General features: G+C 65.6%; 12 protein-coding genes and 1 tRNA gene. 5 read left to right on the forward strand and 8 right to left on the reverse strand.

Annotation, left to right across the window (positions count from 1 at the left end):
- Positions 1–58: 58 nt before the first annotated feature.
- The 3 genes from pstC to pstB are packed head-to-tail and all read left to right on the forward strand — an operon-like array spanning position 59 to position 2,794.
- Positions 59–1,096: a phosphate ABC transporter permease subunit PstC gene (gene pstC, locus ABDV69_RS11835; RefSeq protein WP_343574478.1), complete on the forward strand. Its 1,038-nt coding sequence runs from the start codon at positions 59–61 to the stop codon at positions 1,094–1,096.
- Positions 1,093–2,025: a phosphate ABC transporter permease PstA gene (pstA, locus tag ABDV69_RS11840; protein WP_343574480.1), complete on the forward strand. Its 933-nt coding sequence runs from the start codon at positions 1,093–1,095 to the stop codon at positions 2,023–2,025. The genes pstC and pstA overlap by 4 nt, the downstream gene beginning before the upstream one ends.
- Complete coding sequence (gene pstB / locus ABDV69_RS11845) at positions 2,018–2,794, forward strand: phosphate ABC transporter ATP-binding protein PstB (RefSeq protein WP_343574483.1); 777 nt, start codon at positions 2,018–2,020, stop codon at positions 2,792–2,794. The genes pstA and pstB overlap by 8 nt, the downstream gene beginning before the upstream one ends.
- Here pstB and phoU read toward each other — a convergent pair.
- From phoU to ABDV69_RS11870, 5 genes are all read right to left on the reverse strand, one after another.
- The gene (gene phoU, locus ABDV69_RS11850) at positions 2,791–3,459 is read right to left on the reverse strand and encodes a phosphate signaling complex protein PhoU (protein WP_343574485.1); all 669 of its coding nucleotides are present in this window, start codon (positions 3,457–3,459) and stop codon (positions 2,791–2,793) included. The genes pstB and phoU overlap by 4 nt on opposite strands.
- 104 nt (positions 3,460–3,563) lie before the next feature.
- Complete coding sequence (locus ABDV69_RS11855; RefSeq protein WP_343574486.1) at positions 3,564–5,714, reverse strand: LCP family protein; 2,151 nt, start codon at positions 5,712–5,714, stop codon at positions 3,564–3,566.
- Between the two features lie 252 nt (positions 5,715–5,966).
- Positions 5,967–7,100 carry a tRNA dihydrouridine synthase DusB gene (gene dusB / locus ABDV69_RS11860; protein WP_343574490.1) on the reverse strand — a complete coding sequence of 378 codons (1,134 nt, stop codon included), beginning with the start codon at positions 7,098–7,100 and terminating at the stop codon, positions 5,967–5,969.
- Positions 7,101–7,106: 6 nt separating this feature from the next.
- Positions 7,107–8,126, reverse strand: a complete 1,020-nt coding sequence (locus ABDV69_RS11865) for an acyl-ACP desaturase (protein ID WP_343574492.1) — start codon at positions 8,124–8,126, stop codon at positions 7,107–7,109.
- Between the two features lie 111 nt (positions 8,127–8,237).
- Positions 8,238–8,822 (reverse strand): TetR/AcrR family transcriptional regulator, encoded by a 585-nt coding sequence (locus tag ABDV69_RS11870; protein WP_343574494.1) that lies wholly within the window; start codon positions 8,820–8,822, stop codon positions 8,238–8,240.
- 68 nt (positions 8,823–8,890) lie between these two features.
- Here ABDV69_RS11870 and ABDV69_RS11875 point away from each other — a divergent pair, with 68 nt between their 5' ends.
- Entirely contained in the window at positions 8,891–9,877 is a 987-nt protein-coding gene (locus ABDV69_RS11875) for an oxygenase MpaB family protein (RefSeq protein WP_343574497.1), read from the forward strand.
- Here the strand turns inward: ABDV69_RS11875 and ABDV69_RS11880 are convergent.
- Entirely contained in the window at positions 9,859–10,353 is a 495-nt protein-coding gene (locus ABDV69_RS11880; protein WP_343574499.1) for a nucleoside deaminase, read from the reverse strand. The genes ABDV69_RS11875 and ABDV69_RS11880 overlap by 19 nt on opposite strands.
- A 135-nt stretch (positions 10,354–10,488) precedes the next feature.
- Here ABDV69_RS11880 and ABDV69_RS11885 point away from each other — a divergent pair, with 135 nt between their 5' ends.
- Positions 10,489–11,325 carry an SAM-dependent methyltransferase gene (locus ABDV69_RS11885; RefSeq protein WP_343574509.1) on the forward strand — a complete coding sequence of 279 codons (837 nt, stop codon included), beginning with the start codon at positions 10,489–10,491 and terminating at the stop codon, positions 11,323–11,325.
- Between the two features lie 36 nt (positions 11,326–11,361).
- Here the strand turns inward: ABDV69_RS11885 and ABDV69_RS11890 are convergent, their stop codons facing one another.
- Positions 11,362–12,783, reverse strand: coding sequence for a DUF2254 domain-containing protein (locus ABDV69_RS11890; protein WP_343574501.1), 1,422 nt, complete (start codon positions 12,781–12,783; stop codon positions 11,362–11,364).
- Between the two features lie 25 nt (positions 12,784–12,808).
- Positions 12,809–12,881, reverse strand: a tRNA-Lys gene (locus ABDV69_RS11895).

Consider the following 12,881-nt stretch of genomic DNA (forward strand, 5'->3'; position numbering starts at 1 on the left):
AATTACCCTCGTATCCAGAGCTGCGGACTGATAGGGAAACCGGACTGATGGGGAAACCGTGACGACACCGAATCCAGCCGAGACCGGCTCGGGTGAGACCGGCTCGGGTGAGATCGTCGTCGCGTCGTCGCGCAGTCTGACGGGTACCCCGCTGGGATGGGGCGTCGTCAAGCACAGCCGTGGTGAACGGCTGTTCCGCGGGGTGTCCCAGGGGTCGGGCGTGCTGATCATCGTGCTGATCGTGTCGATCGGGCTGTTCCTGCTGATGCGCGCGATCCCCGCGCTGGCGCGGGACCAGGTCAACTTCTTCACCTATGGCGGTAACTGGGCCACCACGAACATCGAGGCGCTGCGCTTCGGGGTATTCGACCTGGTTCAGGTGACCATGATGGTGGCGCTGTTCGCTTTGGCGCTGGCGATGCCAATTGCGTTGGGAATTGCCATCTTTCTTGCCCAGTACGCCCCGCGGCCGGTCGCCGGACCGTTGGCCTACATCATCGACCTGCTCGCGGCGGTCCCGTCGATCATTTACGGTGTCTGGGGTCTTTTCGTGCTGGCGCCGCGGTTACGACCGGTCGCAACGTGGCTCAACCAGCACCTGGGCGGGGTATTTCTGTTCGCGACGGGCAATGCGTCGGTGTCCGGTGGCGGCACCATCTTCACCGCCGGAATCGTGCTGGCGGTGATGATCCTGCCGATTATCACCGCGGTCACGCGTGAGGTCTTCATCAAGACGCCGCAGGGCCACATCGAGGCCGCGCTCGCACTCGGTGCCACCCGCTGGGAGGTGGTCAAGACTGCGGTGTTGCCGTTCGGGCGGTCCGGGTATGTCAGCGGCGCGATGCTGGGTCTGGGCCGCGCCCTGGGCGAGACCATCGCATTGCTGATCATCCTGCGCGGCACCCAGGCGGCATTCGGCTGGTCGCTGTTCGACGGCGGCTACACCTTTGCCACCAAGATCGCGGCGACCGCCTACGACTTCAACAATCAGTACAAGGCCGGCGCCTACATTGCCGCCGGCTTGGTGCTGTTCTTGCTCACGTTGTTGGTGAATGCGATGGCGCGCGCCGCTGTCGCGGGCAGGGGCGGTCGATGACGTCGATGCTGGAGCGCCCGCTCAAGGCGCGAAGGTTCATCGGCGTGAGTCTGCGTCGGCGCGCCGCAAATGTCGTCGCCGCCGTGTTGGTGACGTGCGCGGTCGGGGTGGCTCTGGGGCCGTTGAGCTGGTTGCTGTACTCGGTGGTTTCCAAAGGGTTCGACACGGTCAAATCCACTGTGTGGTGGACTCATTCGCAAGCCGATATGACGGCCTTCGTGGCCGGCGGCGGCGCCTACCACGCGATCGTCGGGACGGTCTTGCAAGGGCTGGTGTGCGCGGCGATCTCCATCCCGATCGGCGTCTTCGTCGCCATCTATCTGGTCGAGTACGGCGGCGACAGCGCGATGGGCAAACTGACCAGCTTCATGGTGGACATCTTGACCGGGGTGCCGTCGATAGTGGCCGCGTTGTTCATCTATGCGCTGTTTATCGCCACGTTCGGTCTTCCGCGATCCGCCTTCGCGGTGTCGCTGGCGCTGGTGCTGCTGATGATCCCGGTGATTGTCCGCACCACCGAGGAGATGTTGCTGATCTTCCCGGTGGAACTGCGTGAAGCCAGTTATGCGCTGGGCGTTCCGAAGTGGCGGACCATCACCAAGATCGTGCTGCCGGCCGGGATGTCCGGCATCATCACCGGAATCCTGCTGGCGCTGGCCCGGGTGATGGGCGAGACGGCGCCGCTGCTGATCCTGGTGGGCTACTCGCAGGCGATGAACTTCAACATCTTCGGCGGTTTCATGGGTTCGTTGCCGGGGATGATGTACGACCAGACCTCGGCTGGGGCCGGGACCAATCCGATTCCCACCGATCGGCTGTGGGGCGCCGCCCTGACGCTGATTGTGCTGATTGCCGTGATAAACCTGTCGGCCAGGGTCGTCTCACAAATCTTTGCTCCCCAACGGTCAGGCGGAAGTCCCGGTGGCTAAGCGGTTGGACCTCAAAGAGGTCAGCATCTTCTACGGCGCTTTCCAGGCGGTCGCCGACGTCACGCTCACGGTTCTGCCGCGAAGCGTGACGGCGTTCATCGGGCCGTCTGGTTGCGGCAAGACCACGGTGCTGCGCACGCTCAACCGGATGCACGAAGTGACGCCCGGTGCGCGTATGCAAGGCAGCGTGCTGCTCGACGACGACGACATCTATGGCTCCGGTGTCGACCCGGTGGGCGTGCGGCGGGCCATCGGAATGGTGTTCCAGCGTCCAAATCCGTTCCCTACCATGTCAATTCGTGACAACGTGGTGGCCGGGCTGAAGCTGCAGGGGGTGCGTAACCGCAAACTGCTCGACGACACCGCCGAATACGCGCTGCGCGCTGCCAACCTCTGGGACGAGGCCAAGGACCGATTGGACCGGCCCGGCGGCGGACTGTCCGGCGGTCAGCAGCAGCGGTTGTGCATCGCGCGAGCGATCGCCGTGCAACCCGACGTGCTGTTGATGGACGAACCGTGCTCGTCGCTGGACCCGATCTCGACGATGGCGATCGAAGATCTCATCGCCGAGTTGAAGCAGGAGTACACCATCGTGATCGTCACCCACAACATGCAGCAGGCGGCCCGGGTCAGCGACCACACCGCGTTCTTCAACCTCGAAGATGTCAGGAAACCGGGCCGACTGGTCGAGGTCGACGACACCGAAAAGATCTTCTCCAACCCGACGCAGAAGGCCACCGAGGACTACATCTCGGGCCGTTTCGGCTAACTGGATTTGGCGACTGTTTCGTCCTCCGGAAACCGGCCGGTCGCCTGGAAGATGACCCGGCGCGCCACCTCGACGGCGTGATCGGCGAACCTCTCGTAGTAACGGCCGAGCAAGGTCACATCGACGGCGGCCGCCACGCCGTATTTCCACTCCCGGTCCATCAAGACGGTGAACAGGTGGCGGTGCAGATCGTCCATCGCGTCGTCTTCTTCGCGGATGCGGGCGGCCTTCTCCGGGTCGCGCGACCGTAGAACCTCCTGCGCGCTGTTTCCCAATTCCACTGCGAGCCTGCCCATTTCAGCGAAATAGCCGTTCACCTCTTCGGGCAGTGTGTGCTGGGGATGACGGCGTCGGGCGATCTTGGCGACGTGCAGGGCGAGCGCTCCCATCCGGTCGATGTCGGCGACCATCTGGATGGCGCTCACGATCGAGCGAAGATCGCCGGCGACGGGGGCCTGCAGGGCGAGCAGCACGAAGGCGCTCTCCTCCGCCTGCCCGCTGAGCTCAGCGATTTTTTCGTGGTCGGAGATGACTTGCTCGGCGAGCACCAGGTCGGCCTGCAGCAGTGCCTGCGTCGCCCGCTCCATCGCCGCCCCGGCCAGCCCGCACATCGCGCCGAGCTGTTCGGAGAGCTCGGTGAGCTGCTCGTGGTAGACCGTGCGCATGAACTCAAGCGTACGTTCCGGATCCCCGGTGCGGCGTGAACCGGCACGGAGTGCAGCATGAACTCGCGGTAAATGCGCGTCGAGCTGCTAATCCGCCAAGGAACCTACTCGCAGTGGGTGTCGGCGGCGTTGGTCACCGACAAGTCGTCAGGCAGCTTGCTCGGCAGGCTGCTCGCGTTGCGCTCGACCTGCAGGCTGACCGGTGAGCCGACCGGCGGGGGAGCGCCCACGGCGCGGAAGTCCGATCCGAGGACCACCTGCACCACGTTCCCGGTTCCGGTGATGCGCTCGACTGTGGAGTTCGGGAACGACGCCGCAACGGTGGCGGCGGCTCCCTCGTTACCCGGAGAGAACAACACCTTGGTGGTCTTGAGCGGGCTCGGATAGTCGTCGGGCGACTTCACCCGGAATCCGCGGCGCTTGAGCTGGCCGCTGGCCGTCCCGGCCAGCCCGGACTTGGCGGTCGAGTTGGACACCTGCACGGTGACGTTCTGGGGTGCGGCGGCCACTGCTTGGACGTGCTCCGGGTGCGGGCCTGCGGGCTGATTGGTTTGGGACGCCTTGCTGTTCGCCGTCGTGGTCGGCGGGCTCGAGGTCGCGTTCACGTTGTTCTCGCCCGGCAGCGGGTCGTCGTTGATGATCGAGTCGAAGAGCGCCCGCATGTCGGACGTGCGGGGCGGCTCGTCGCCGTTTTCGTCGGTGACGCCGGTCGGCACGGTGACGAACGAGACGTGGCCGGCGTGCAAGCCCTGCACCGACTGGCCGAGCTGAACGAGGTCTTTGGTCTTGATGTTGTCGACATAGCTGTTGCTGATGAACATGTTCACGACGCTGTTGAGCTTGCTCAGCGAGGAGAACGTCTCCTTGGAGATCAGCGAACGCAGCAGCGACGACAGGAACAGCTGCTGACGTTTGATGCGGCCGTAGTCGCCGTTGTTCTCGGTCGTGACGTTGCGGGCCCGCACGTAGTTCAACGCGGTCCTGGAGTCGATCAGCTGACGGCCGGCGTGCGCCAGCACGGTGCCCAGCTCATAGTCCTTCAGCGGAGATGTGCTGCACACTTCCACGCCGCCGAGTGCGTCGACCATCTTTGCGAAGCCGGCGAAGTCGACGGCGATGAAACGGTTGATGCTCAACCCGGACAGTTTCTGGATTTCCTTCACCAGACACTTCGGCCCGCCGAAGGAGAACGTCGAGTTCAGCTTCGTCTCGGTGTAGACGTTCTTCGGCCCCCATTTCTTGGTGTCCGCGTCGTAGAGCGGGCCGTACTCGAAGGTGTCGGGGTTCCAGGCCTCGCACTGGATCGGCGTGATGGCCAGGTCGCGCGGAAATGACACTGCGACAACACGTTTGCGGTTGGCTGGGATATTGACCAGCATGATGGTGTCCGAGCGGGCGCCGCCGGCGTCCTCGGTGCTGCCGACGTTCATGTTGGCGTTGGCGCCGGCGCGCGAGTCCATGCCGACGATCAGGAAGTCTTCGTCGCCGTACTGCGCGTTCGGGTCGACGATGTCGTGCGAACCGAGGTCCAGCGCGCTGACGGTGTTCAGCTGGTGGTTCTTCGAGGTGCTCCATTGGTACGCCCCACCGGTCATCGCCAGCGCCGCCGCCGCGATCGTGGCGACCGCCATGCGGCCGGCGAGCAGGGCACCACCGTGCCGGCGACGCTTCGGCTTCGGCGCGAGGTCTTCGTCCACCGTGCCGTCGGGTGTGGCGGGGTCGACCAGGCGGGCTGCGGCACCCGGCGGCACTGGGGTCTGCTCGATGTCGGCAGCATGCCCGCGCATCGACGTGCGGCGGATGGCATCCAGGTCGGGAAGTTCGTCGGCGTAGTCGGCCGGGCTCAGTACTTCGTCGGCGTCGTAGTCGCTGACCGGCTCATCCAGGGGCGGGGGTTCGGGGTCGAATGCCGCGGTCTCGTCGGGGGCGGCACGGTGATGGCGTGGCCGGTCGGCGACCGGTGCGCCGATCTTGGCGATCAGATCTGCGACGCTGAGTCCGCCCTCGGCGTGGCTTCCAGTGTTGCTGTGGGCGTTGCCGTTGCCGGCGGGTTCGACCGGCCTGGCCGGCACGTGCGGTTCAGGTGGTTCGGGCATCGCCGACGGCCTGACCCGTCGATGGGCGATGATGGCTGTCTGGGTCGCCCCGAACCGTTCCCACGGCGCGGTGCTTCGCGATCCGGGCGGCGTTCCGGTCAGCCCTATGGCGTCGGCGTCGGCGTCGGCGTCGTGAGTGGCTGAATCGTCGTCACTCATGTCCTTCCGCCTCCGAATCTCCGATGATGCTCGAGTGCGCACGTCGATGCATCGCACCGTATCCGCACCCGCACGGCGGTCGCGTCGTTCCTGCATACAGCCGTACCGCGGTGGTGGTTCTGGTCTGGGCCACCGGCGCGTGATGCGACAAGATCAACATCGTATAGAGGGGGCACCGGAAACGCGATCTCAGGAGCGCCCTCGACTGTCCCCCTGGCCCCTGGCCCCTGGCCGCTGCGCGGTCGGGAGGGATCAGCCGCCCGAGTGCATGACGTCGGCGCCAGCTGGAACCGTGCAGTCGTCGCGGTCGGCCAGCCAGCCGTCCGGCAACGCCACCCGCGCCGGCGACCCCTGCCGGCCGCGCGGCCCGCTCGCCGCGGTCGGGAACGGTGTATCGCCGTCGAGGGTGTCCAGCAGCCGGTCCAGCTCATCGCGGGTCCGGACCAGGGCGAGCGCCCGCCGCAGGTCTGAGCCGGCCGGGAAGCCGTGTAGATACCAGGCGATGTGTTTGCGCATGTCACGCATGCCCTTGTCCTCGCCGAAGTGCGCGCTGAGCAACTCGCCGTGCCGCCGGATGATGTTCGCGACCTCGCCCAGATTCGGCGGCGTCGGCGGCGGGCTGCCGGTGAACGCCGCGGAGAGCTCGGCGAACAACCACGGCCGGCCCAGGCAGCCGCGACCGATCACGACGCCGTCGCAGCCGGTCACGGCCATCATGGTCAACGCGTCGTTGGCTTCGAAGATGTCGCCGTTACCCAGCACCGGGATGGTCTGCACGTGCTGCTTGAGTCGGGCGATCTGCTCCCAGTCGGCGCTCCCCGAGTAGCGCTGGGCCGCGGTGCGGGCATGCAGTGCGACCGCCGCCGCGCCCTCGGATTCGGCGATCTTGCCGGCCTCGAGGTGGGTGTGGTGCTCGTCGTCGATGCCGATCCGGTACTTGACGGTCACCGGGATGTCGGTGCCTGCGGTGCCGCGCACCGCCGCCGCGACGATCTGGCCGAACAGCTGCCGCTTGTAGGGCAGCGCCGCTCCGCCGCCACGACGGGTGACCTTGGGAACCGGGCAGCCGAAGTTCATGTCGACGTGGTCGGCGAGGCCCTCGTCGGCGATCATCCGCACCGCCGCGTACGTGGTGCCCGGGTCGACGGTGTAGAGCTGCAGCGACCGCGGCGACTCGGCGGCGGAAAACGTCGTCATGTGCATGGTGACGGGATGCCGCTCGACGAGGGCGCGCGCGGTCACCATCTCGCAGACATATAGCCCGCTGACGGTGCCGACGCGCTGCAACTCGAGCTCCCGGCACAGCGTGCGGAAGGCGACGTTCGTGACGCCGGCCATCGGTGCCAGCACCACCGGGCTGGCCAGCGTGATGGGGCCGATACGCAAGACCGGCTACCGCCGGCTCATGCTGAGCGTGCCTTCGGTGCGATGCAGTTCGGCTGCGGTGACCTTCTTGCCGGTACGGGCCTCGCGGTCGAGTTGGCGCCGCTTGGAGATCTCGAACTTGTCGCAGGACACTTCGAGTTCCTTGATCAGTACCGCCAGGTCGTCCCGCATCGCGGCGGCTTTACCGGTGAAATCCTCGCGCTCGAAGATGCGCCACTTCTTCAGCACCGGCATCACGACCTCGTCGAGGTGAATACGCGGGTCGTAAACGCCGCCGACGGCGATCATCACGGCTTTGCGCCGGAACTCGGGCACCTGGTAGCCGGGCATCTGGAAGTTGCGCAGCACCTTGTGTAGCGACGTCATCGCTTGATTCGGTGCGATCTCGAACCCGGCCTCGCTGACGTCGCGGTAGAAAATCATGTGCAGGTTCTCATCTTGGGAGATCTTGGCCAGCAGCTGGTCGGCGATCGTCTCGTTGCAGGCCTTACCGGTGTTGCGGTGCGAGATCCGGGTGGCCAGCTCCTGGAAGGTGACGTAGATGACCGAGTCGAACAGGCTCGCGGCGAACAGGTCTGCGCGAATCTGCTGGTTCTGGCCCGGACTGAAGCCCCGGTTCACCACCTCCATACGCAACTTCTCCAGCTCGACCGGGTCGACGGCGCGGGTGACGACCAGGTAGTCGCGCAGCGCTATGCCGTGCCGGTTCTCCTCGGCGGTCCAACGGTTGACCCACTGCCCCCAGGCTCCGTCCATCGAGAAGTTCATCGCGATCTCGCGGTGGTACGACGGCAGGTTGTCCTCGGTCATCAGGTTCTGCACCATCGCCACCTGCGCGATGTCGGTCAGCTTGGACTGTCCGGGCTCCCAGTCCTGGCCACCGAGCGCGTAGAAGTTCTTGCCGTCCGACCATGGGATGTAGTCGTGCGGGTTCCAGGGCTTGTGCACGCTCAGATGCCGGTTCAAGTTCTTTTCGACAACCGGCTCGAGTTCACGCAGCAGGTCCAAGTCCGTGCGGTCCGGCACAGCACACCTCCCAGTTATCTGTGTCTGTCGGTTTCGGCAATATATCTGTGTACGTCGGTGACATCAAGTTTCGCTCGCGCTCGATATTACGTGTCGCGGCCGGTGTCGTCACTAGCCCGTCGCGGCCCTGCTGAGCAGCATGTCGACGCAGAAATCGATGAACTGCTCGCGGGTGGTCGCCAGTCGTCCGTCCAGGTAGGCGGTGAACAGCGCGGTCAGCCCGCCGATCAAACTAGTGGCGATCATGTTCTGCCGAACCGGATCGCCGATCTGGGTCAACTTGCCCTGCAGCAGATCGATGAAGTCGGGCATCCACTCAGCGCCCGACCGGACCAGCACCGGCTCCACCGCCGGCGCCAGCAGCAGCACCCGGCCCCGCACCGGGTCGTCGACCATCAGCGCGACGAATTGCTCGACGGCGTCGCGTGGCGTGGTGGCCGACATCAGCGCCGACATGGCCCGGGCGCAGACGTCGTCGTAGACGGCGCGGACGAACTCGTCGCGGTCGGCGAAGCTCTCGTAGAAGTACCGCTCGGTCAGTGCGGCCTGCCGGCACACCGCTCGCACGGTGACGGCCGGTCCGCTTGCCTCGCCGAGTAGTTGCACACCGGCGGCGACGAGTTGATCGCGGCGCAGGGCCTGGCGGTTCTCCAAGGGGACACCGGACCAGCGGCGCGCACGTTGACCGGACGGCACGGCTCTCCTAAGCTCTTGATGACAACGCATGTAGTCAGATTGCCTGACGATCGACAGGAAACTTCGCAGTGACTCAAGATACGTCGCAGTGTTCCCCAGTTGGGTCCGGTTGCCCGATTTCGCCGCTGGGATACCAGGCCCCGCCGCAACCGCTCGGCCCGGACTCGCTGACCTGGCGGTATTTCGGTGACTGGCGTGGCATGCTGCAGGGCCCCTGGGCCGGCTCGATGCAGAACATGCATCCGCAACTGGGCGCGGCGGTCGAGGATCACTCGACGTTCTTCCGTGAGCGTTGGCCGCGGTTGCTGCGGTCGCTGTATCCGATCGGCGGTGTGGTGTTCGACGGCGAGCGCGCGCCGACCACCGGGGCCGAAGTTCGTGACTACCACCTGGAGATCAAGGGCACCGACAGCCGGGGCCGCCGCTATCACGCGATGAACCCCGACGTCTTCTACTGGGCGCACTCGACGTTCTTCATGGGCACAATCCATGTGGCCGAACGGTTTTGCGGTGGTCTGACCGCAGAGCAGAAGCGGCAGCTGTTCGACGAACACATCCAGTGGTACCGGATGTACGGCATGAGCATGCGCCCGGTGCCCACGACGTGGGAGGACTTCGGAGTCTACTGGGATCACATGTGCAGCGAGGTGCTGGAGAACAACGTCGCGGCGCGCGAGGTGCTCAACCTGACCGAGCTGCCGAAACCGCCTTTCGCGGAATGGATTCCAGATCCGCTGTGGGCGCTGCAGCGCAAGCTGCTGTCACCGTTCTTCGTCTGGGTGACGGTCGGTCTCTACGACCCGCCGGTGCGAAAGCTGATGGGCTACAGCTGGTCACGCCGCGACGAGTGGCTGCACCGCCGCTTCGGCGACCTTGTTCGGCTGATCTTCGCGGTCGTGCCGTCGCGCTACCGCAAGCATCCACGGGCCCGGGCCGGCTTGGACCGGGCCAGCGGCCGAATTCCCGCCGACGCCCCGCTGGTGCAGACGCCGGCCCGTAACCTGCCGCCGCTCGACGAGCGCGGCGATCCAAAGCACTACTGCCCCGGGGTGTAGTGGGTCTTGGTCCCGTTGCGCTCGTGCCAGCGGCGGTACACGTCGACAGCTGCGTCGCGCGGGTCGTAGCGCATCGGCAGGCGCCGTTGCTGCCAGTCCTTGCTGAACTCGCCGTAGAACGTGGACAGCTCGAAGTATTTGCGGTCGTCGACGTAGTAGGGCTCGTACTGGTCGCGCTGCGTCAGGAATACCACCAAGTCGGGTGAGCAGTAGTACAGCGAACCCAGACACATCGGGCACGGATGGGCCAGCACGTAGATGGTGGCGCCGTCCAGATGCTCGGTGCCCAGTTTCACGCAAGCTTGACGAATGGCGAGGATCTCGGCGTGGGCAGTTGGATCATGGCTCTGCGCAACCATATTGGCGCTCTCGGCAAGAATTTCGCCATCCCGGACAATCACCGTCGCGAATGGCCGACCGCCCTCTTCGACATTTTGCCGCGCCAGGTCGATGGTCCGTTGCGCGAAGTCCATCACGGTCCTCCCTCCCAGCGTCGAGCAAATAACTAGCTGTTCTATATTAATTGGTACTTCGAGAGGGGAGTCCGGGTGTCCACACGCAGCGAGAGCGACAGTTGGGATCTTGCGACCAGCGTCGGCGCGACGGCAACCATGGTCGCCGCCCAGCGGGCGCTATCGTCCGACGCCGGGCTGATCGACGATCCGTTCGCCGCGCCGCTGGTGCGGGCGGTCGGCATCGACGTCTACACCCGGCTGGTCAACGGCGAGATCCCGGTCACCGACGGCACTGATTTCGACCCGGCCCGGATGGCTCGCGGAATGGCGGTCCGGACACGGTTCTACGACAACTTCTTCCTCGACGCCACGCGCAGCGGCATCCGGCAGGCGGTGATCGTCGCGGCCGGCCTGGATGCGCGGGCCTACCGGCTGGCGTGGCCGGAGGGCACCGTGGTCTACGAGGTCGACCTGCCGGATGTGATCGAATTCAAGACCTCGACTCTGCGGGGTCTCGGCGCCGAGCCCAGGGCCGAGCGCCGCACCGTCGCCGTCGATTTACGCGACGACTGGCCCGCCGCTCTGCGAACCGCCGGCTTCGATCCGCAGGCCCCCTCGGCGTGGAGCGCCGAAGGTCTGGTCGTGTACCTGCCGCCCGAGGCGCAGGACGCGCTGTTCGGCAACATCACCGCGCTGAGTGCGCCGGACAGCCAGGTTGCATCTGAATTCGTGCCTGACACAACGATTTTCAAAGACCCTCGGTGGCGCAGCCACCACGACCGGATGGCCGAGCTCGGCTTCGAGGTCGACTTCGACGAGCTTGTCTACCACTACGAGCGCAGTCACATCATCGAAGACCTGACCAAGCTGGGCTGGCAGGTGTCGCATCGCACGGTCGCCGAGATGCATGCCGCCAACGGCTTCGTCTACGCCGACGACGAGCTCGCCCAAGCCTTCGGTGACATCACGTATCTCAACGCGGTGAAAGGCTGACCGGTCGAACTGCGCTGGCCAGCGGCGATTCGGTGATCATGGAATGCTCCTGGCGACACGGCGGTCGATCGCCCACTCGACTCGCTTCGCCGCGTCGGTCAGCTGTCCGCGTTCGGTCGTGTCGAAGTCGGAGTGCTCCACCGTGGTTCGCAGCCGCTCCAGCTGTTGACGAATCGGCGTCGCATCGTCGAGATGCCAGGCCAATTCCTCAAGCAGTTGCAGAATTCGATTCAGCAGCTGCGGGTCCGACGAACCATAGCGGCGGGGTTGAGTGATGGCGGCGTCGAGCACCTCAGCGAAGCTGGGTCGGCGCAGCACTACGCGAACACGATCGTCGCTGTCGCGCAGCACGATCGAGCGCAGGTCGCGGCCGGCGAGCTGACACAGGATCGCCGAGATGTGTCCCAGCGCGTGGATGGCCGTCGTCGGATCGTTGATCCCCGGAGACAGTGCCTTGTTGGCGACGTCGGTGAGTTGGCGCAGCCCGTACCCGACGTCCTGGGCTGCCGTTCGCTCGTAGCCGACTTTGATCGCGCCGCGGACCGCCGCCTGCAGCCGCTCGAAGGCGTCGCCGACGAGGTCATTGGTGGTCGACCACGCGGTCCCGATCGGAACACCCTCGACGATGGAGTTTCCCGGGTAGCAGTCGATCGTCAACGTTGCGTCCGCTTCTGTTGCTGCCGAGAGTAATTGGTGTTCGTTGATGCTTGTCATGAAGCCGGACGAGGGCGCGGTGATGTCGAGCGCGTGGGGCGGGGGGTGGGGAAGCGCGGGTAGCGGGCGTGCCTCGTCGAGCGGATTGGTCGAGCTATGGACGGTGGCGCTGGCATCGTCGTGGACGTCGCGCAGCATGGTTTCCACCCGGATCTGCCGGGCGAGGTGAGCCAGGAACAACACCAGGCCCAATACGCTGACGACGACCAGGATGAACGCGAACGTGACGGAGATCCTAGGCACGAAGGCCGTACCGCCGGTGTCTCCGCTGCGGACAGCGCGCAGAACCGTCAGGGCGTACGTGAAGGTCGACAGGAAGATCGTCAGCGTCGCCTGCACGAAGATGTCACTGGTGAACGTTCGCAGCAACCGCGGCGAGAACTGGCTGCTGGCAAGCTGCAACGTGACGACGGTCAGCGAGAACGTCAAGGATGTGACAGTGATGAGTGAGCTGGAAATGGTGTCGAGCAGGCTGCGGGCCGCGCCGGCGTCGCCACCGAAGAACAGGGAGGTCGACCACGACGGCAACTCGGCGTCGACGAGGGCGTCCCAGTGTGGCATCAGCACGCCTGCTGCGACCGCGAGCACGATCCCTGCTACCGGCAGCGGCCACAGCTGAGTTCGCAGGCTGTCCCGCGCGCTGGCGAAGCGGAGGTTCACCAGCGGGGTGACACGGTACTCGAGCCGCAGTGGCTGATGGTGGACATGACGAGGGGCATACCCGTCGGCCGCGACCTCAAGCATCAGCCGGGCTCATACAGATTCTCGGTGCCCCCACTAGGACTCGAACCTAGGACCTGCGGATTAAAAGTCCGTAGCTCTACCAACTGAGCTATAGGGGC

It is taken from the genome of Mycobacterium sp., assembly GCF_039583785.1.
GTDB lineage: Bacteria > Actinomycetota > Actinomycetes > Mycobacteriales > Mycobacteriaceae > Mycobacterium.